This is a genomic window from Pseudomonas sp. TE3910, from assembly GCF_056279025.1.
Genome location: NZ_JBWBQN010000001.1, coordinates 4,216,353 through 4,236,170 on the forward strand (window position 1 = coordinate 4,216,353; position 19,818 = coordinate 4,236,170).

16 protein-coding genes and 1 pseudogene are annotated in these 19,818 nt (G+C 60.3%); 10 read left to right on the plus strand and 7 right to left on the minus strand.

Annotated features, from left to right (window positions below; genetic code table 11):
- Positions 1-168 precede the first annotated feature (168 nt).
- Positions 169-3,540, minus strand: coding sequence for a M10 family metallopeptidase C-terminal domain-containing protein (locus ACZ9H3_RS19235; protein ID WP_476222013.1), 3,372 nt, complete (start codon positions 3,538-3,540; stop codon positions 169-171).
- Positions 3,541-3,726: 186 nt separating this feature from the next.
- Here ACZ9H3_RS19235 and ACZ9H3_RS19240 point away from each other — a divergent pair, with 186 nt between their 5' ends.
- From ACZ9H3_RS19240 to ACZ9H3_RS19250, 3 genes are all read left to right on the plus strand, one after another.
- The gene (locus ACZ9H3_RS19240) at positions 3,727-4,227 is read left to right on the plus strand and encodes a methylated-DNA--[protein]-cysteine S-methyltransferase (RefSeq protein ID WP_099773561.1); all 501 of its coding nucleotides are present in this window, start codon (positions 3,727-3,729) and stop codon (positions 4,225-4,227) included.
- Positions 4,228-4,318: 91 nt separating this feature from the next.
- Complete coding sequence (locus tag ACZ9H3_RS19245; RefSeq protein ID WP_476222016.1) at positions 4,319-4,963, plus strand: MBL fold metallo-hydrolase; 645 nt, start codon at positions 4,319-4,321, stop codon at positions 4,961-4,963.
- Positions 4,964-5,054: 91 nt separating this feature from the next.
- Entirely contained in the window at positions 5,055-5,747 is a 693-nt protein-coding gene (locus tag ACZ9H3_RS19250) for a YiaD family glycine zipper/OmpA-like lipoprotein (protein ID WP_065759119.1), read from the plus strand.
- A 61-nt stretch (positions 5,748-5,808) separates the two neighbouring features.
- On the opposite strand, the gene ACZ9H3_RS19255 is transcribed toward ACZ9H3_RS19250, so the two are convergent.
- From ACZ9H3_RS19255 to ACZ9H3_RS19265, 3 genes and pseudogenes are all read right to left on the minus strand, one after another.
- A complete protein-coding gene (locus ACZ9H3_RS19255) occupies positions 5,809-6,705 on the minus strand; it encodes an acyltransferase (protein ID WP_476222018.1) in 897 nt (298 codons plus the stop codon).
- Between the two features lie 3 nt (positions 6,706-6,708).
- Complete coding sequence (pta, locus tag ACZ9H3_RS19260) at positions 6,709-8,805, minus strand: phosphate acetyltransferase (protein WP_330521945.1); 2,097 nt, start codon at positions 8,803-8,805, stop codon at positions 6,709-6,711.
- A 32-nt stretch (positions 8,806-8,837) separates the two neighbouring features.
- A pseudogene (locus ACZ9H3_RS19265) lies at positions 8,838-9,175 on the minus strand (DUF3565 domain-containing protein).
- Here ACZ9H3_RS19265 and ACZ9H3_RS19270 point away from each other — a divergent pair.
- Both ACZ9H3_RS19270 and ACZ9H3_RS19275 read left to right on the plus strand, forming a co-directional pair.
- Positions 9,144-9,629, plus strand: a complete 486-nt coding sequence (locus tag ACZ9H3_RS19270) for an FKBP-type peptidyl-prolyl cis-trans isomerase (protein WP_065759116.1) — start codon at positions 9,144-9,146, stop codon at positions 9,627-9,629. The pseudogene ACZ9H3_RS19265 and the gene ACZ9H3_RS19270 sit on opposite strands and share 32 nt — an antisense overlap.
- 145 nt (positions 9,630-9,774) lie before the next feature.
- Positions 9,775-10,257, plus strand: coding sequence for a glutathione peroxidase (locus ACZ9H3_RS19275; protein ID WP_065759115.1), 483 nt, complete (start codon positions 9,775-9,777; stop codon positions 10,255-10,257).
- Between the two features lie 23 nt (positions 10,258-10,280).
- Here the strand turns inward: ACZ9H3_RS19275 and ACZ9H3_RS19280 are convergent, their stop codons facing one another.
- On the minus strand, positions 10,281-11,492 hold the full coding sequence (locus ACZ9H3_RS19280) for a glycosyltransferase family 4 protein (RefSeq protein ID WP_330521946.1): 1,212 nt from the start codon (positions 11,490-11,492) through the stop codon (positions 10,281-10,283).
- Between the two features lie 176 nt (positions 11,493-11,668).
- On the opposite strand from ACZ9H3_RS19280, the gene ACZ9H3_RS19285 reads away from it, so the two are divergent.
- Positions 11,669-12,985: a methyl-accepting chemotaxis protein gene (locus tag ACZ9H3_RS19285; RefSeq protein WP_330521947.1), complete on the plus strand. Its 1,317-nt coding sequence runs from the start codon at positions 11,669-11,671 to the stop codon at positions 12,983-12,985.
- Positions 12,986-13,040: 55 nt separating this feature from the next.
- Here the strand turns inward: ACZ9H3_RS19285 and cysZ are convergent, their stop codons facing one another.
- On the minus strand, positions 13,041-13,799 hold the full coding sequence (gene cysZ / locus ACZ9H3_RS19290) for a sulfate transporter CysZ (RefSeq protein WP_454240742.1): 759 nt from the start codon (positions 13,797-13,799) through the stop codon (positions 13,041-13,043).
- Between the two features lie 266 nt (positions 13,800-14,065).
- On the opposite strand from cysZ, the gene ACZ9H3_RS19295 reads away from it, so the two are divergent.
- Both ACZ9H3_RS19295 and trxB read left to right on the plus strand, forming a co-directional pair.
- A complete protein-coding gene (locus ACZ9H3_RS19295; RefSeq protein ID WP_330521949.1) occupies positions 14,066-14,665 on the plus strand; it encodes a peroxiredoxin in 600 nt (199 codons plus the stop codon).
- A gap of 126 nt (positions 14,666-14,791) precedes the next feature.
- Positions 14,792-15,754 carry a thioredoxin-disulfide reductase gene (trxB, locus tag ACZ9H3_RS19300; RefSeq protein WP_099773567.1) on the plus strand — a complete coding sequence of 321 codons (963 nt, stop codon included), beginning with the start codon at positions 14,792-14,794 and terminating at the stop codon, positions 15,752-15,754.
- Positions 15,755-15,847: 93 nt separating this feature from the next.
- Here trxB and nadC read toward each other — a convergent pair whose 3' ends face one another.
- Entirely contained in the window at positions 15,848-16,696 is an 849-nt protein-coding gene (nadC, locus tag ACZ9H3_RS19305; protein WP_476222022.1) for a carboxylating nicotinate-nucleotide diphosphorylase, read from the minus strand.
- Positions 16,697-16,871: 175 nt separating this feature from the next.
- Here nadC and ampD point away from each other — a divergent pair, with 175 nt between their 5' ends.
- Positions 16,872-17,438, plus strand: coding sequence for a 1,6-anhydro-N-acetylmuramyl-L-alanine amidase AmpD (gene ampD / locus ACZ9H3_RS19310; protein ID WP_099773569.1), 567 nt, complete (start codon positions 16,872-16,874; stop codon positions 17,436-17,438).
- Positions 17,435-18,268 carry a regulatory signaling modulator protein AmpE gene (ampE, locus tag ACZ9H3_RS19315; RefSeq protein ID WP_099773570.1) on the plus strand — a complete coding sequence of 278 codons (834 nt, stop codon included), beginning with the start codon at positions 17,435-17,437 and terminating at the stop codon, positions 18,266-18,268. The genes ampD and ampE overlap by 4 nt, the downstream gene beginning before the upstream one ends.
- Positions 18,269-19,818 lie beyond the last annotated feature (1,550 nt).

Genomic DNA, 19,818 nt, shown 5'->3' on the forward strand with positions numbered 1-19,818 from the left:
GGAACGAACTGCATACGCAGGGAACCCTGCGGGTTCCATCGCCACCAAGGTGTGCTCCCACAGTAGGTGCGCCACCATGCTCACTTCCAATTTTATTCCTGCCTCAAGAAACAAGTCGGCTTGGCGTTGAGATTGCCCAGGTTTTTTACTGCCTGCGAGTTACCGTCATCAGCCAATCATATCCTGCGCACTGAAGCTGTTGACGCCCACCAGGTGAATCTCGAAGTCAGCGTCCGGGGTGGCGTTGACGTTGCCGTAGAGGATGTGATCGACAAAGCGCACTTGCCCGGCGGCGCTGAACGCATCGGCACCAATGAAGCTGAAGGTGTTGATGCCTTTGGCGAGGACGTTGGCGTCGAGCTTCGACAGGTCGATCTTGTCGCCTTCGGTGCTGTTGAAGTCGGTGATGACGTCGCGTGCGTTGCCTTTGCCCAACTCGTTCAGCAGGTTGAAGACGAACCGGTCGGCGCCGCTGCCGCCAGTGAGTGTGTCGGTGCCGAGGCTGCCGATCAGCAGGTCGTTGCCCGCCCCGCCATTGAGTTGGTCATTGCCTGCGCCACCGTTCAGGGTGTTGTTGGCGCTGTTGCCGATCAACATGTTGTTGAGTCCGTTGCCGGTGCCGTTCAGGTTGGCACTGCCGGTAAGGGTCAGGTTTTCCAGGTTGGCACCCAGGGTCCAGTTGACCGAAGCGCGCACGGTATCGATCTCGCGGGGCAGGGTGCTGGTTTCAACGAGGGTGTCGCGCAGGTTGTCGACCACATAAGTGTCGTTGCCGGTACCACCGATCAGGGTGTCGATACCTGCGCCACCGTCCAGCAGGTTGTCACCTGCGTTGCCGGTGATGCGGTTGTTGAGGGTGTTGCCGGCGCCGTTCAGGTTGGCACTGCCGGTGAGCGTCAGGTTTTCCAGGTTGGCGCCCAAGGTCCAATTGACCGAAGAGAAGACGCTGTCGATTTCCTTGAGCGATGTTCCTCGTTCAATGATGAGGTCGTCGGTGCTGTCGACGTAATAGGTGTCGTTACCTGCACCGCCGTCGAGGGTATCGGTACCGCCAGCGCCGTTGAGCAGGTTGGCGCCGCTGTTGCCCGTCAGGGTGTTGTTCAGTGTGTTGCCGGTCAGCTTGAGTGCGCCACTACCCAGCAGCGCGCCGTCTTCAACGTTGGCGGCAAGGGTGTAGCTGACGCTGCTGCGCACCAGGTCGCGGCCTTGGCCGCTGGCCTCAATGACCGTGTCGGCGATGTTGTCGACCACATAGATGTCATTGCCGAGGCCGCCGCTGAGGGTATCGGCACCTGCACCGCCGTTTAGCAGGTTGTCGCCTGCGTTGCCGGTCAGCACGTTGTTGCGCGTGTTGCCGGTACCGCTGAGGTTACTGCTGCCGGTGAGCACGAGGTTTTCCAGGTTGGCGCCCAGGGTCCAGTTCACTGAAGTGCGAACTGTGTCGATTTCACTGGCAGAGGTGCTTTTTTCGATGATGACATCGCGCAGGTTGTCGACCACGTAGGTATCGTTGCCGGTGCCACCGGTCAGGGTGTCGATCCCGGCACCGCCGTCCAGGATGTTTGCTCCGGCATTGCCGGTGATGCGGTTGTTGAGTGCGTTGCCGGTGCCGTTGATCGCAGCCAGGCCGGTGAGGGTCAGGTTCTCCAGGTTGGCGCCCAAGGTCCAGCTCACTGTTGAAAAGACATTGTCGATCTCGGTTGGCGAGGCGCCTCGTTCGATGATGGTGTCCGCGAGGTTATCGACGTAGTAGGTGTCGTTGCCAGCGCCTCCGTCGAGGACATCGGCACCGCCAGCGCCGTCCAGCACGTTGGCGCCACCGTTGCCGGTCAGGGTGTTGTTCAGCGCGTTGCCCACCAGCTTGAGCGCGCCGCTGCCCACCAGCAGGCCGTCTTCGACGTTGGCGGCCAGGGTGTAGCTGATGCTGCTGCGGACCAGGTCGCGGCCTTCGTTGCTGGCCTCGATGACCTTGTCGGCGATGTTGTCGATCACATAGATGTCATTGCCAAGGCCGCCACTGAGGGTATCGGCACCCAGGCCACCCTCGAGTAGGTCATTGCCCGCCCCGCCATTGAGTTGGTCATTGCCTGCGCCACCGTTCAGGGTGTTGTTGGCACTGTTGCCGGTCAGCACGTTGTTGCGGGTGTTGCCGGTGCCGTTGAGGTTACCGCTGCCCGTCAGGGTAAGGTTTTCCAGGTTGGCGCCCAGGGTCCAGCTCACTGAGGCACGAACGGTGTCGATCTCGCTGGCCAAGGTGCTGGTTTCAATGATGATGTCGGCGCTGTTGTCGACCACGTAGGTGTCGTTGCCGGTGCCACCGATCAGGGTGTCGACCCCGGCACCGCCGTCCAGCACGTTCGCTCCGGCGTTACCGGTGATGCGGTTATTGAGTGCGTTGCCAGTGCCGTTGGTGTTGGCTTTACCGGTGAGCGTCAGCACTTCAATGTTGGCGCTCAGAGCGTAACTGACTGAGGAGAGAACGGTGTCGATCTCACTGCTCAGGGTGCTGGTTTCACTGACGATATCACCGACGTTGTCGACAATATAGGTGTCGTTTCCCGAACCGCCGATCATTGTGTCGCTGCCGCCACGACCATCCAGCACGTTGTTCAGGGCGTTGCCAATCAGGGTGTCGCCAAAGGCCGACCCCGTGGCATTTTCGATTTTTGCGCCATAGGCGATACCCAGCCCGTTGTTGATGGCTGTCATGTCCGTCTGGTCATAGAAGGCTTTGCCGATGTTGCTGAATTGGCCTTCATTCAAATTGAGGCGTACCGAGGCTTTCTGGTTGCTCGCGTCAAGGGTATCGATGCCGCCGGCATCCCAGAGGGTTTCGAAGACTGATTGGTCGGCGCCCCACTGGTAGGTGTTGTTACCGGTTTGCCATTGGGTATTTGCGCCATAGAGCTTCTGGATCGCCAGGATGTCCAGCAACATGGGCGAGGTGGGCTCAAAGGAATAGGCGTTGTTGTAGCTCATCAGGGTGTAGTGGACATCATCGAGCTCTGGCGCCAGTACGGTGTAGTTGTAGGCACTGGTGCTGAAGGGGTGTTTCAGGCCAAGTGCATGGCCAATCTCATGCACAAAGGTCATGTAGTCATAGGTGCCCTTGACCGGCGCCTTGTTGTTGGTTGCTGGCCCGATCCAGACATCGCCAGCACTGGGCGCTCTGTCAGGAAAGTAGGCCCAGGCTGCGGTGTCGTCACTCATGTAGGCGTAACCGCCAAAACGCAGGTCGCCGACGTTGCTCGTAGTTTCCTTTACCTGGGTAAACTTGATGTTGGCTACCGCAGACCAGCTATTCAGGGCGCTGGTGACGGCGGCCTGTTGCGGCGCAGTCAGGGCATAGCTTGCCTGGTACTCGTTGTCGTCGGAATAGCTGCGGGCGAAAAGCGAGACGTATGGATTGATGAAGCTGTACGTCAGGTTCGTCGTACTCGCGCCGTTGCCCCAGGCAGTACCAAACAAAAGGCTGTTGAGCTGGACGTTGTTGCTGAGAGAGGCGTACCAGACAGAGGAGTAACCGAGTGGACTGGGCATTTTAGCTTCCTGGGCGAACGGCGGCCTTTCCTTGGGTGGCCGCTACGGTATCGCGCTTTTTATCAGAATCTGTAGCGTTGATACAGGCTAGTTGGTTAATTTGGCGTCAAAAAAACGCGAATTTCATCTGGAGCCTTCAGATGGGGATGCGCTGCTGACCTCACGATGATTTATGGAATTCAGGGCATGTCCTACGTATTCAAGATGATGGGTTCACCTGTCGGCCAATTGACCCTGATTGCAAGCGCCTCCGGGCTCGCCGCAGTGCTCTGGGAAAACGAGAAGCCCAATCGGGTTCTCTTGAGTGCCGTGCGTGAGGCGGTTGAAAACCCGGTGTTGCTGGCCACCGAGCGGCAGCTCGGTGAGTACTTCGCCGGTACACGAAAGCGCTTTGAGTTGGACCTCGACTTTGTCGGTACTGAGTTTCAATGCAAGGTCTGGCAAGCGCTGTTGACGATCCCGTTTGGCGAAACCCGTAGCTACAGTGACATCGCCCGGCAGATTGGCTGCCCGAAAGCAGTGCGCGCCGTAGGGGCAGCCAACGGCAAGAATCCGATTTCGGTCATTGTCCCTTGCCACCGGGTGATTGGCGCCTCGGGCAGTTTGACCGGCTATGCCGGTGGGTTGGCGGCCAAGCAGTTCCTGTTGGCACTGGAAGGCAGGCAGACGCTGGCGCTGGGGTTTTGAACCGACTACCGGCCTGTTTTCACGAAAGTGATATCGGCGGGTTCAGCCGGCTGTGCCAAAATATGCCATCACCTTTTGGCAGGATCATCTCATGCAAACCGCCAGCCCCGCGCTGATCCGCGAAACTTTCCCCGTCGGCCCTTTGCAGTGCAACTGCACCCTGATCGGCGACCCGATTACCAAGAAGGCCATCGTTGTCGACCCGGGCGGCAACCATGAGCAGATTATCGCGCGCCTTGAAGCTCACGGTTTGAAGCTGGTCAGTATCATCCATACCCATGCGCACCTGGACCATTTCCTGGCCTCCGGCCTGTTGAAGGAAAAGACCGGTGCTACGCTGCACTTGCACAAGGAAGACCAGTTCCTCTGGGATAACCTGGAAATGCAGTGCCGGATGTTCGGCGTACCCTACACGCCGGTACCGTCGCCGGATCGCTGGCTGGCCGATGACGAAGAGTTGGCGTGCGGTTGTGGGGTTGCCTTGCACACGCCGGGGCATACCCCGGGTTCGATGAGTTTCTGGTTCGCCGATGCCAAGTTGCTGATCGCTGGCGACACGCTGTTTCGTCGTGGTATTGGCCGTACCGATTTATGGGGCGGCGATCAGCCGACCATTGTCCGTTCGATCAAAGAGCGCCTGTACCGGCTGGATGAGGACGCTACCGTTATAACCGGGCATGGACCAGACACCCGTTTGGGTGATGAAATGCGTGAAAATCCATTTGTTCGGGCCTAAGCCAGGGAATTATTTGCGTTTGTCGCGTTCCAACGCCCGTATAGGTCTGCCAATTTTCGATGTGCTTTAGAATCCCTGTAGGAGCTTTTCCATGTTCACCTCGCGTCGTCTGATTATCGTCGCTACTGCTGTTGCCATGCTGTCCGGTTGTGCCACCCCAAGCCCTTACGATAACCAAGGGCAGGCACAGCAAAGCACTGGAATGAGCAAAACTGCCAAGTACGGCGGCCTTGGCGCGCTGGCCGGCGCAATCGCGGGTGCTGCAATCAACCACGACAACCGTGGCAAGGGCGCACTGATCGGTGCGGCAGCTGTGGGTGCAGCGGCGGCCGGTTACGGTTACTACGCCGACAAGCAGGAAGCGGCACTGCGTGAAAGCATGGCCAACACCGGCGTGGAAGTGCAGCGCCAGGGCGATCAGATCAAGCTGATCATGCCGGGCAACATTACCTTCGGCACCGACTCGTCGGATATCGCCCCAAGCTTCTATTCGCCGCTGAACAACCTGGCCAACTCGTTCAAGCAGTTCAACCAGAACACCATTGAAATCGTTGGCTACACCGACAGCACCGGCAGCCGCCAGCACAACATGGACCTGTCGCAGCGCCGTGCGCAGGCTGTCAGCACTTACCTGACATCCCAGGGCGTTGACAGTTCGCGTCTGTCGGTACGCGGTGCTGGCCCGGATCAGCCGGTTGCGAGCAACGCCGATGCCAATGGCCGTGCACAAAACCGTCGTGTAGAGGTCAACCTGAAGCCGATTCCTGGTCAGCAGTACCAGTAACCGTCGGCCTGTGGCCAGCAAGGCGGATTGCTACGGTATGTAGTAACCCGCCTTACGGGTATCAGCGTTGACGGTGTAACTGCGCCAAATGCTGATCCTTCTCTTCCCATAGCCGGTTGATCCATTGCTGGAACGCCAGCCGGTACGCGTCATCCTGGTCATAGCTTTTGCCGAGGAACTCCTCGGGAATGGCCAGTTCCTGAATATGCACCGCTACCCGTGTCATCCGCCCGCACAGCAGGTCCCAGAAACCCGGCGCACCGTCTGGGTAGTAGAGGGTCACGTTGATGATCGATTGCAGTTGTTCACCCATCGCATCCAGCACGAAGGCGATGCCGCCGGCCTTGGGCTTGAGCAGGTGCTGGAACGGTGACTGCTGTTCGACATGTTTGGCCTGGGTGAAGCGGGTACCTTCGGCAAAGTTGAAGATGGCGGTTGGCGTGCCACGAAACTTTGCGCAGGTGCGGCGCGTGGTTTCCAGGTCCTTGCCTTGCTTCTCCGGGTGTTTGGCCAGGTGGGCCTTGGAGTAGCGTTTCATGAACGGAAAGCCCAGTGCCCACCAGGCCAGCCCGATCACCGGTACCCAGATCAGGGCGTGCTTGAGGAAGAACTTCAGCGGCCGAATACGCCGGTTCAGCACGTACTGCAGCACCAGGATGTCCACCCAGCTCTGGTGGTTACTGGTGACCAGATAACTGTGCTGGTAGCCGAGCCCTTGCAGGCCCTCCACCTGCCAGTGGGTATGCCTGATCAGGTTCATCCAGCCCTTGTTGTTGCTGATCCAGGCTTCGTGGATGTGGCGCATCAGTTCGTCGGTCAGCTTCTGTGCCGCCGGAAACGGCAAGCACAGCTTGAACAGGCTGACGATGAACAGCGGGGTACAGCACACAAGGGTGTTCAGCCCCAGCAGCAACGAGGCAATGATCCCGCGCACAGGCGCGGGCAGAAAAGCGAGCATGGTTCAACTATCCAGAGAGCGGTTGGCCTGAATCGCAGTCAGGGCAATGGTGTAGACGATGTCGTCGACCTGGGCGCCGCGGGGCAGGTCGTTGACCGGTTTACGCAGGCCTTGCAGCATTGGCCCGAGGCTGACGCAGTCGGCACTGCGCTGCACGGCTTTGTGGGTGGTGTTGCCGGTGTTGAGGTCTGGGAAGACGAACACCGTGGCGCGACCTGCTACCGGGCTGTTTGGCGCCAGTTCGCGGGCGGTGTTTTCGTTGGCCGCCGTGTCGTATTGCAGTGGGCCGTCAATCTGCAGGTCGCGTTGGCTTTCCTGGGCGAGCAGGGTGGCTTCGCGTACTTTCTCCACCTCTTCGCCGCTTGCTGAGTCGCCACTGGAGTAACTGATCATCGCAACCCGTGGCGTGATGCCGAAGGCTTCGGCCGAGTCGGCGCTCTGCAGGGCGATTTCGGCCAGCTCGCTGGCGCTGGGGTGCGGGTTCATCACGCAGTCGCCGTACACCAGCACCTGCTCGGGGAAGAGCATGAAGAATACCGACGAGACCAGGGTGCAGCCCGGCGCGGTCTTGATCAGTTGCAAGGCCGGGCGGATGGTGTTGGCGGTGGAGTGCACCAGGCCCGAGACCAGCCCGTCGACTTCGTCCAGCGCCAGCATCATGGTGCCGATGACCACCGGGTCTTCCAGTTGCTGCTCCGCCATTGGCGCGTTGAGGCTCTTGCTTTTGCGCAGGTTGACCATCGGCTCGACATAGCGCTCGCGGATCAAGTCCGGGTCGAGGATTTCCAGGCCCTCTGGCAGCTCGATACCTTGGGCGCGGGCCACCGCCTGCACCTCTTGCGGTTTGGCCAGCAGCACACACCGGGCGATGCCGCGGGTCTGGCAGATGGCCGCAGCCTGCACGGTCATGGGCTCGGCGCCTTCCGGCAGGACGATGCGTTTGTTGGCCTGCTGGGCACGTTGGATCAGTTGATAACGGAACACCGCAGGTGACAGGCGCATCTCCCGTGGGGTGCCACAGCGCTGATGCAGCCAGCTGGCGTCGAGGTGGCTGGCGACGAAGTCGGTGATAATCTCGGCGCGCTCGCGGTCGTCGACCGGTATTTCCTTGTTGAGCTGGTTCAGTTGGTTGGCTGTGTCGTAGGAACCCGTGCTCACCGACAGTACCGGCAGGCCTGCCGCCAGTGCTCCCCGGCAGAGTTCGAGGATGCGCGGGTCGGGTTTGCTGTCGCTGGTCAGGAGCAGGCCGGCCAGCGGTACACCATTGATCGATGCCAGGCTGACGGCGAGGATGATGTCGTCGCGGTCGCCGGGGGTTACCACCAGGGTGCCAGGCGTAAGCAGTGGCACCGTATTGGCGACGGTACGGGCGCAGAGGATGATCTTGTTCATCCGCCGTTGTTCACAGTCCCCGGCGTTGAGCACCTGGGCGCCAAGCAGTTCCGCCACATCGCGGGTGCGCGGTGCATTGAGGTCGGCCTGGTAGGGGATGCAGCCAAGCAGGCGGAAATCGCCGCTGCGCAGCACCGGCGAGTGTTCTTTGAGGCGCGTGGCGAAGGCGTGCATGCTTTCGTCGCTACGCACCTTGTTGAGGATCACCCCAAGCACTTTCGGGTCCTTCGGCCCACCGAACAGCTGCGCTTGCAGCTCGACCCGCCCGGACAGTTCGGCCAGCACGTCGTTCTCCGGTGCCGAGACCAGGATGACCTCGGCATCCAGGCTTTTCGCCAGGTGCAGGTTGACCCGCGCAGCGTAGCTGGCGTGGCGAGTCGGCACCATGCCTTCCACGACGACCACGTCCTTGCCCTCGCAGGCTTGCTGGTAGAGGGTGACGATTTCTTCGAGCAGCTCATCGAGCTGGCCGTCGCCCAACATGCGCTCGACGTGGGCCAGGCTCAGTGGCTTCGGCGGCTTCAAACCGTGGGTGCGTGCGATCAGCTCGGTGGAGCGCTCTGGACCGGTATCTCCTGGGTGTGGCTGGGCGATCGGCTTGAAAAAGCCCACCTTCAGGCCGGCCCGCTCCAAGGTGCGGACCAGGCCCAGGCTGATGGAGGTCAGGCCGACACCAAAGTCGGTCGGCGCGATAAAAAATGTCTGCATGCGAGCGTCTCGAGGTGAGCTGTGCAAAAGAATCAATTGCCAAGGGTATCGCTATCGACACCCTGCGCGCACCAGCCGCAGGAAAAAGGCTGGCCGATACGCTGTTGGCGCTGGTCGGCGTCCAGCACCCACGCGCGCGATTGCCAGGGCGGCTGGTGGCGCAGGTGCTGAGTATGGCCGCAGGACAATTCGACCACCCAGTGGCCGTCCTCGTCCTGATGAAAACCGAGAATGCGGCTGTCGCTCATGGTATTCCGTTTGTCTGGGTTACGTTCGCTTTCGGACGAGGCCTTGGTTACACTTATGGCTCTATATTCTTCTGCAAAAGGTCTCGCCCCATGCTGATCGCCGCCAACAAGGCTGTCTCCATCGACTATACCCTGACCAACGACGCTGGTGAGGTCATCGACAGCTCCGCCGGCGGCGCTCCGCTGGTCTACCTGCATGGCGCAGGCAACATCATCCCGGGCCTGGAGAAGGCTCTGGAAGGCAAGAAAGCCGGTGAGGAACTGAACGTTGCCATCGAACCTGAAGATGCCTACGGCGAATACCTGGCTGAACTGGTCAGCACCCTGAACCGAAGCATGTTCGAAGGTGTCGACGAGCTGGAAGTCGGCATGCAGTTCCACGCTTCGGCGCCGGACGGCCAAATGCAGATCGTCACCATCCGTGATCTGGACGGCGACGACGTTACCGTCGATGGCAACCACCCACTGGCTGGCCAGCGCCTGACCTTCCAGGTCAAAGTGGTAGACGTTCGTGACGCCAGCGAAGAAGAAATCGCACATCGCCACATCCACGGCGAAGGTGGTCATCACCACTGATTTTCTGCGCTAAGCTCAGGAAGTCGCGAAGGCGGTCGGGACGATCGGTCAGGCACCCACTGGGACCTGCGATCAGCCCGGGCGCCTTTTTAGTGGGCGAGCCAAAAGGGCGCCGTGGCCCGGATTGGCAATAGAGGAGTTAGTCATGAGTGTATTTCACGACCTGAAGTTGCAAGCGCTGGATGGCCAGGAGTTACCCCTGGCGCCCTTCAAGGGCCAGGTGGTGCTGGTGGTCAACGTCGCCTCCAAGTGTGGGTTGACGCCGCAATACGCTGCGCTGGAAAACCTCTATCAGCAGTACAAAGCCAAGGGTTTCAACGTGCTGGGCTTGCCGTGCAACCAGTTTGCCGGGCAGGAGCCGGGCACCGAGAGCGAGATCCAGGCCTTTTGCAGCCTTAACTATGGGGTGAATTTCCCTCTGGGCAGCAAACTGGACGTTAACGGTCCGCAGCGACACCCCCTGTACCGTTTGCTGGCTGGCGAAGGCGCGGAGTTCCCAGGCGATATCACCTGGAACTTCGAAAAATTTCTGGTTGGCAAGGATGGTCGGGTGTTGGCCCGCTTTGCTCCGCGTACCGCGCCGGATGATCCGACCGTGGTGCAGGCGATCGAGAAAGCCCTGGGCTAACCCGTTCTAACGGGCGATTTCGTTCACCCGTGAGGTGCGGATGAGCCCGGTTTGATCGTCAGTGGGACAGGTGGTTGGCGCACGCTGGCCGCTTGTTCGCACGCTGTACGCAAGTAGGCCTCGAATTGCTCGACAATCGCTGGCCAGCATTGGCGGCTGGCATGTTGGCGAGCATTCAGGCGTACCCGGCGCAAGGTCTCACTGTCTTCAAGTAGCCAACTGGCGGCGTCGATGAATGCATTCTCGTCACCTGGCATGGCCAGTGCGCCACTGTGCCCGTGGCGGATATGCTGAGCCGCAGCGGCTTCATCGTAGGCAACGACCCCCAGCCCTGACGCCAGGGCTTCAAGCACGACATTGCCGAAGGTTTCCGTGAGGCTGGGGAACAGGAAGATATCCCCGGACGCATAGTGTTCGGCCAAGGCTGTGCCGCGTTGGGCACCACAGAAAACCGCCTGTGGCAGTTGCTGTTCCAGTGCAGCCCGCTGAGGGCCGTCGCCGACCACAATCAGCCTGATGCGCCGCTGTGGATAAGCCTGGCACAGCGCCTCGACACTGCGGCGTAACAGGCCCAGGTTCTTTTCCACAGCCAATCGCCCGACGTACATCAGGGCAATGTCCTCGTTACCCAACCCCCAGTGTTCACGCAGCGTCTGGCTGCGTCGCGCCGGGTTGAACAGGTGGCTGTCGACACCGCGGGCGAGCAGGCCCAGGCGCTCGAAACCTCGTCGTTGCAGTGTCTGGCGCTGGCTGATACTCGGTACCAGGGTGGTGTGCGTGCGGTTGTGAAACCAGCGCAGGTAGTGGGTGAGTGCATGCTTCAGCAGGCCCAGACCGTATGGGGCGGTGTACAGCTGAAAGTTGGTGTGAAAGCCACTGACCACGGCAATCCCCAGGCGCCGTGCAGCCCGAAGGGCGCTCAAGCCGAGGGGGCCTTCGGTCGCGATGTACAGCACGTCCGGGCGCTGCCGGCGCCAGTGACGCAGGAGTTTGTGCATCGACACCTGGCCCCATTGCAAGCCGGGGTAGCCGGGCAGTGGCCAGCCACGGCACAACAGTGCCTGGTCGTCGCCTGTGCCAGGTAAATCACTTGCCTGGCGCGGGCGCACCAGTTCGACATCATGCCCGCGTGAGCGCAGGCCCTCGCTGAGGCGGCCCAGCGTGTTGGCGACCCCGTTGATTTCGGGTGGGAAGGTCTCGCTGACCAGGGCGATGCGCAAGGTATGTGCTGTCATGACGTACAGTTTCATGCCCGCGGATTGCGCAGGCGTGACGGTGGCATGACGGCTTTGTGACGCCTGACCTTGGGGCTTGTGTGACCGAAATATTTCGCACCGGTGCGCTCAAGAATGTCGAACAATCGGCCGATGCAGATGCATTCAATTGAAGGTCTTGCGCTCCAGGGGCGGTAATGTTCAACAGCAAACTGAAAAAAGAAATCCTCCAGCTGCGTGAAGACCTGCTTTCCATGGAGCAGGTCAAAAGCAGCCTCGACAGTGAGATGCTGGTACTGCACCTAGACCCGCAGGGCCGTATCGAGTCGGTCAACAGCAACTTCGAGAAAGAGATGCTGTACGACAGCAGCCAGTTGGTTGGCCGCAACATCGAAGAAATCGTTCCGTCCCACGTCAAACAGCTCGATTTTTACACGAAAATGAGGGGTGCCATCACCCGCGGTGAACACCTCAATGGTGCTTTCCGTCTGCTGCGTGGCAACGGTGAGGAAGCCTGGCTGCGTTCGATTTTGCAGCCAGTCAAGAACAGTGCAGGGCGGCTTCAGTACTTTACGCTGCACTCCAGCGACCTGACCCGCACCATTGAAACCTCTCGTGAGCATGAAAGCCTGATCAATGCGCTGATGCGCTCTACGGCTGTGATCGAGTTCAATCTCGACGGCGAAGTGCTCACGGCCAATGACCGCTTTCTGCAGACGATGGGTTATACCCTCGAGAAGCTGCGCGGCAAGCACCACCGGGTGTTCTGTACGCCGGAAGATTACAACTCGCCCGATTATCAGGCGTTCTGGGACAAGCTGCGCCGTGGCGAGTTCATCGTTGACCGTTTCAAGCGCATTGATGCCCATGGGCGTGAAGTCTGGTTGGAGGCGTCCTACAACCCAATCATCGATGCGCACGACGTGCTGTACAAAGTGGTCAAGTTCGCCACGGTAATCACCGATCAGGTCAAGCAGGAACAAGCTGTTGCCGAGGCCGCCAACATTGCCTACGAGACCTCTCAGCAGACCGACGCCAGCGCTCAGAAGGGCGCCGAAGTTGTGAGCAATACCGTTGAAGTCATGCGTGGCCTTGAGGCCTACATGCAGGATGCAGCGGAGGGTATCGAGGCATTGGACAAGCAGTCTCAGGTGATCGGCTCGATCATCAAGACCATCAGCGACATTGCCGGGCAAACCAACCTGCTGGCGCTCAACGCGGCCATTGAAGCCGCTCGCGCGGGTGAACAAGGCCGTGGTTTCGCGGTGGTTGCCGACGAAGTACGGCAATTGGCGTCGCGTACCAGCGCCGCCACCGAGGAAATCGCCCGGGTGGTGCAGCAGAACGAACAGCTGGCCAAAGCCGCAGTGGACATTATCGACAGCAGCAAGCGTCAGGCCGAACAAGGCCTGGAGCTGGTCGGGCAGACCGGAACGGTGATTGTCGAAATTCAGGACGGCGCCAAGCGCGTTGTCAGCGCGGTAGGCCAGTTCTCCAGCCACCTGGCGAGCTGATGCCAGCCTGACCAGAAGCGATACGGCCTGCCAGAAGGCAGGCCGTATCAAGGCGTCAGCTTACCTTCGTCGGCGCTAGCGCCTTGTCACCGTCTTCACGTACCCAGAACACCACGGCCCCTGCTACCGCCGCCGGCATCATCAGGATGTTGACGAACGGGATCAGCAGCGCCAGGTACACCGAGCCGCCGAAGCTCAGGCTCTTCCAGCGTTTTTCCCGCAGCCAGGCGAGCATTTCGTTCCAGCCCAGCTTGTGGTTGTCGGCCGGGTAGTCGATGTATTGAATGGCCATCATCCAGATCCCGAACACCAGCCACAATGGCGCCGCGATCAGGTTGACCACCGGAATCAGCGACAGGATGAACAGGGCGATGGTGCGTGGCAGGAAGTAGCCCAGTTTGCGCAGCTCACGGCTCAGCGTGCGCGGCACCATGGCGACCAGTTCGCTCCAACTGAACGGCGGCGACTGATCGCTGCCGCGTATTACCGCTTCGACCTTTTCAGCCAGAAAGCCATTGAACGGGGCGGCGATGATATTGGCGAGCAGGGTGAAGGTGAAGAACACCATCAGCGCTACCAGCACGACAAACAGCGGCCACAGGATATAGCTGAGAAAACTCAGCCAGTTCGGCAGGCTGGGCATCAACGTGTCGACCCACAGGCTGAACTGGTGCCCGGCAAGGTAAACAAGGCCGAAAAACAGTACGAGGTTGATAGTCAAAGGCAGCAACACGAACAGTCGCAGGCCCGGGCTGAGTACCAGTTTTAAGCCCTGGCGCAGGTAGTCCGGGCCAGAAAGAACAGGGGCTTGCATAGAAGGCTCCGCGTGAGGATAAAACGCGCTGACATTACCCAGTTTGGGCACCCGGTGAAAGCCGGCAAGGCTTGGCGACACGCGATGTAACAAAAGCCGAGGTCGCTTGTGACCCGTAGGTCATAGAGGATCAGGCCATTCCCAAGACGGTAAATAGAGGTCGTCTATAAGGTAGATTGTCTAAGGATATTTCCTTAATCTCTGCCACCTCGCTACAGTGCGCACAACTTTTCAACGCCTTCGAATTCAATCTTCAAGGAGTTTTCATGAGCATTCTGGTTAACAAGCAAGCCCCTGATTTCGATGCCGCGGCAGTGCTGGGTGACGGTTCGATCGTTGACAGCTTCAAGCTTTCCTCCCTGCGCGGCAAATACGTCGTGCTGTTCTTCTGGCCGCTGGACTTCACCTTCGTCTGCCCGTCGGAAATCATTGCCCACAACAACCGTATGGACAAGTTCCGTGAGCTGGGTGTTGAAGTGGTCGGTGTTTCCATCGACTCGCAGTTCACCCACCACGCCTGGCGCAACACGCCGGTGGAGAAGGGCGGCATTGGCGAAGTCGAATTCACCATGGTCGCTGACGTTAAACACGAAATCACCCGTGCCTATGGTATCGAGCATGACGCCGGCGTTGCCCTGCGCGCTTCGTTCCTGATCGACCAGAAAGGCGTGGTGCAGCATCAGGTAGTCAACAACCTGCCGCTGGGTCGTGAAGTCGACGAGATGATTCGTCTGGTCGAAGCCCTGCAGTTCACCGAACAGTACGGTGAAGTGTGCCCGGCCGGCTGGCGTCCAGGCCAGAAAGGCATGAAGGCCGATGCCAAGGGTGTTGCCGACTACCTGGCGGAAAACGCCAAGAGCCTGTAACCCGCTGTTTTCAGGACCTGCGGCCAATAGCCTTCCCCAAGTGCTTCGCAGGTTCTTTTTTATTCCAGCCGGCGATCCCGGCGTTACGACACTGGCCGCTGCAGGCCAGGTCGACAGGAGAGTGTCATGTCTGAAGTACGTCATTCGCGAGTGATCATCCTCGGTTCCGGCCCTGCCGGTTACAGCGCCGCGGTGTACGCTGCCCGTGCCAACCTCAAGCCGCTGCTGATCACCGGCATGCAGGCTGGTGGCCAGTTGACCACTACCACCGAAGTCGACAACTGGCCGGGCGACGCCCACGGCCTGACCGGCCCGGCACTGATGCAGCGTATGCAGGAGCACGCCGAGCGTTTCGAGACTGAAGTGGTGTTCGACCACATCAACGCCGTAGACCTGGCGCAAAAGCCGTTCACCCTCAAAGGTGACAGCGCCACCTACACCTGTGATGCACTGATCATCGCCACCGGTGCCAGCGCTCGCTACCTGGGCCTGCCGTCGGAAGAAACCTTCATGGGCAAAGGTGTTTCGGCCTGCGCTACCTGTGACGGTTTCTTCTACCGCAACCGTGAGGTGGCCGTAGTGGGTGGCGGTAACACCGCTGTCGAGGAAGCCCTGTACCTGGCCAACATTGCCAGCAAGGTCACTCTGGTTCACCGCCGCGAGACCTTCCGTGCCGAGAAGATCCTGGTCGACAAGCTGCACGCCCGTGTGACCGAAGGCAAGATCGTGCTGAAGCTCAACGCCACGCTGGACGAAGTGCTGGGTGACGACATGGGCGTGACTGGTGCGCGTCTGAAGAACAACGATGGCAGCAGCGAAGACATCAAGGTCGACGGCGTGTTCATCGCCATTGGCCATACCCCGAACACGTCGCTGTTCGAAGGCCAACTGACCCTCAAGGACGGCTACCTGGTAGTCAACGGCGGCCGTGACGGCAACGCCACTGCCACCAACATCGAGGGTGTGTTTGCTGCCGGTGACGTGGCTGACCATGTGTACCGCCAGGCGATTACCTCGGCCGGTGCCGGTTGCATGGCTGCACTGGACGTCGAGCGCTACCTGGATGGCCTGCAGAACGCGGCACATTGATTCTGCGCAGGTAGATGACAAACCCCCGCCTTTGAGCGGGGGTTTGTTTTTTCAGGCCAGGGGCCGCGTAGGTGCGGTAAGCCCTCTGAGCCCTTACAGGCTCAGGCGCATCGACAGGTCCACCGCCTTGACGTCCTTGGTCATGGCACCGATGGATATGTAGTCCACCCCCGTTTCGGCGATCACCAGCAAGGTGCTTTCGTTGATCCCGCCGCTTGCTTCGAGTTTGGCACGGCCAGCATTCAGACGGACGGCTTCGCGCATGTCGTCCAGGCTCAGTTCGTCGAGCATGATGATGTCGGCACCAGCGTCCAGTGCCTGCTTCAGCTCGGCCAGGCTTTCCACTTCGATTTCCACGGGTTTGCCGGGGGCGATGCGGTGTGCCGCGGTGATCGCTTCGGCGATGCCGCCGCTGGCCGCAATGTGGTTTTCCTTGATCAGGAAGGCGTCGTAGAGGCCGATCCGGTGGTTGTGGCAGCCGCCGCAGGTGACGGCATACTTCTGCGCCAGGCGCAGGCCTGGGAGCGTCTTGCGGGTGTCGAGCAGTTTGACCTGGGTATGGGCAACCTTGTCGGCGAGGAACTGCGCTTGGGTGGCAACACCGGAGAGCATTTGCAGGAAGTTCAAGGCGCTGCGTTCACCACTGAGCAGCGAGCGTGCCGGCCCTTCAAGGGTGAACAGGATCTGGTTGGGCCTGGCCCGGTCGCCGTCCCTGACCTGCCAATGCACCGCCACCCGAGGGTCGAGCTGGCGGAACACCGCATCCACCCATGCAGTACCGCTGATGACGCAGTTCTCACGGGTGATGATGGTGGCCTTGGCCAGGCGTTCGGCGGGGATCAGTTGGGCAGTGATGTCGCCGCTGCCAATGTCTTCGAGCAACGCACGGCGCACGTTGGCTTCGATTTCGGCAGTCAGATCGGCGAGGCGTAAATTCGGCATGGCGGGCTCCACAAGCTAAGTGGCCGGGATTATAGGTCAGCCCGTGCCGGGGTTGCAGCAAACAAGCGGCGTGTTGTGCAGGGTTTGGCTACTCGAGAACACACTTTTTCACGATACATCTGCCTGTGCGACGGGGCATACTGGCGTTGTCTTTGGGTTGCTTTCAGGAATTTCTATGCAGTTGGACCGTGCTACCGGCTGGGTTGCCGGCATCACCCATTGCCCTTCGCCAAACTTTAACGCCCGCCCTGATGGCGAAGCCATTTCCCTGCTGGTGATCCACAATATCAGCTTGCCGCCAGCGCAATTCGCCACCGGCAAGGTTCAGGCGTTCTTCCAGAACCGTTTGGACCCTGACGAGCACCCGTTTTTCGAGACCATCAAGACCTTGCGCGTTTCTGCGCATTTTTTGATCGAGCGTGATGGTGCCGTCACCCAGTTCGTGTCCTGCCTGGATCGGGCCTGGCACGCCGGTGTCTCGGCATTTGACGGTCGCGAAGGGTGTAACGACTTTTCTTTGGGTATCGAACTGGAGGGCACCGACGATATGCCCTTCACCGATGCCCAGTATCAGGCCTTGCAGGTGCTGACCCGGCAACTGCAGGCGGCCTGGCCAGCGATTAGCCGCGAACGGATTCGCGGCCACAGTGAGATTGCCCCGGGTCGCAAGACGGATCCGGGCCCAGCCTTTGATTGGGCGCGTTACCGCGCCGCCCTGCAGGATAGCGAGGAGAAATCATGAGTTTTCTGGTGTTGTTGCTGGTGTTGTGGATCGAGAAGTTTTCGGCATTGCGTCAGCGCCTGCAACGCGATGGCTTCTTTCTTGGCGAGTTGGCGCGACTGGAGCGTAGCGGCAAAACCCATCCGTGGTGGGCGCTGGGTATTCTGGTGCTGCTGCCGGTGGCGTTGCTGGCGTTGCTCGTGCATGCGCTGGAACCGGTGGCGTATGGTTTGCTGGTCTTTCCGATCCACTTGCTGGTGCTGATTTACAGCTTGGGGCGCGGTGATGTGAAGGCGTCGCTGGGCGCGTTTCGCGATGCGTGGCGGCGTGGCGATGAGCAGGCCGCACTGCATGTGGCTGAGCGTGATCTGGGCTTGGCCGCCGACAATGAAACCATGTTGATTGAGCGGGTTGAAGGGCATCTGCTGTGGCAGGCCTACCAGAGCCTGTTCGCGGTGATTTTCTGGTACTTCCTGCTGGGCCCGGCCATCGCGTTGGGTTACCGCCTGTTGGCACTGACGGCGGCTCATGCGCGTAACGAGGCATTGCGTGACTGTGCCGGGCAGGTACGGCATGCCTTCGATTGGCTGCCCGTACGCTTGTTGGCCTTGAGCTTTGCCTTGGTCGGCAATTTCGTTGCGGTCAGCCGTGCGTTGTTGCACGAGTTGCTGAACTGGCACATCAGCGCCGGTCGGCTGATTCACATCGCCGGCCGTGCGGCGGGTGAGCTCTCTCAGGGCGCTGCGGTCGGCCCTGATGGCCTTGCCGATCTGGACACCCTCTGGGAACTGCTGCTGCGTTCCGCCGTACTCTGGTACGCCGGCTTCGCCCTCTGGACCGTCCTTGCCTGAAACCATGGCGGATCGAGCTCGGGCTCGATCCGCCGGTTAACCTTAAGTTACAAAACCCCGCATCGATATGCGTTATACAGGACCTGGTGAACATCGCCGGTGGCCTAGAGCCATTGCGCCTATAGAACAATAAGAATCAAGGAGACGACCCGTGAAGCGCCTCTTGTATCCCGCCGTTGCGCTGATGAACCGCCTGAGTTTCGGGAAGAAGTTCAGCCTGATCAGCGTCCTGTTTTTCCTGCCCATGCTGGTGACCAATTTCTATCTGGTCCGCGACGCGTATGCCCAGCTCAATGCCACCCGTGTCGAGCTGCAAAGCCTTGATCTGCTTGGCAGCAGCCTGATGTTGCGCAGTGATCTGGAAACCTTGGGCAACCTGGTGCAGATCAATGCTGTGCTGGGGCAGTCGGGCAAGGCCGAGGATGTCGAGGTGAAAATCTCGGCCCTTGAACAGCAACTGTTGTCCCGCCTGCAGGGTTTGAACTCGGTGTCGGTCGATGAGGCGCAGGTGCGAGCCTTCGAGGGCAAACGCAGTGAAATGCTGGCCGTGTTCCAGCGCGCGCAGAGCGAATCGTCCTTGTTGAGCAAGGCAGCACTGTTTGACAAGCTGCTGGCGCAGGCCCAGGTGCTGAGCAAGCTCATCGCCAGCCAGGCCGGGCTGAGCCAGGATGATGAGCGTGTCGTTCGCCAACTCAGTGAGCTGTTGATCAGCGCAACCCCGCAGGTCACTCAGGCCTTGGGTGAGGGGCGAGCCATGGGCGCCTATTCCCTTGGTCAAGGCTTTCTCAATTCGTCCTCCAGTACCCGTTTCGAGGAACTGCTGCAGGCCCTCGACAAACTCGCAGCGGACTATGCGATCAAGGTGCAGGACGCCCTGGCCATTGAGCCGCGGGCGAAGGCGAGCCTGGGGGCGCACGCTGCAGCCAGCCAGTCCTCATTGAAGCAGGCCAGTGAGCTGTTCGAGGAGCAGGTGGTCATGGCCGACACACTTGATGCGCCGTGGCCAGCTTTTTATCAACAGGCTAGCGACTTGATGGCGCAGACCTACCAACTCAACAGTGCAACCGTGGACTTTCTGCGCCTGGAGTTGCAGCAGCGACTGGGGGAATACCGTCAGCACATGACACTGCTGGTGGCGGCCCTGGCGGGCATATTCCTGTTGATCGTCTACCTGTACAGCGGCTTCTATGCCTCGACCCGCAGCACGCTGAAGCGTCTTGGCGTTGTGATGGATGAGGTGGCGGCCGGCGACATGACCGTGAACTTCCAGGCCCACAGCCGCGATGAGCTGGGTGAGTTGGGGCAGGTGTTCAATGCCACGGTGCGGCGTATTCACGACCTGATCGAGCAGGTTGGCCAGACCGTGGCGCAGGTTGAGTACCAGGCCGGGCAGGTGCATGCCGTTTCTGCGCGCAGCAACCAGGCGGTCAGCGGTCAGCGGGGGCAGATCGAACAGGTGGCCACGGCGATGAACCAGATGTCGGCGACGGCCCAGGAGGTCGCACGCAGCACGGCGGCGGCGGTCAACAGCGCCCATGGGGTCAATCGGG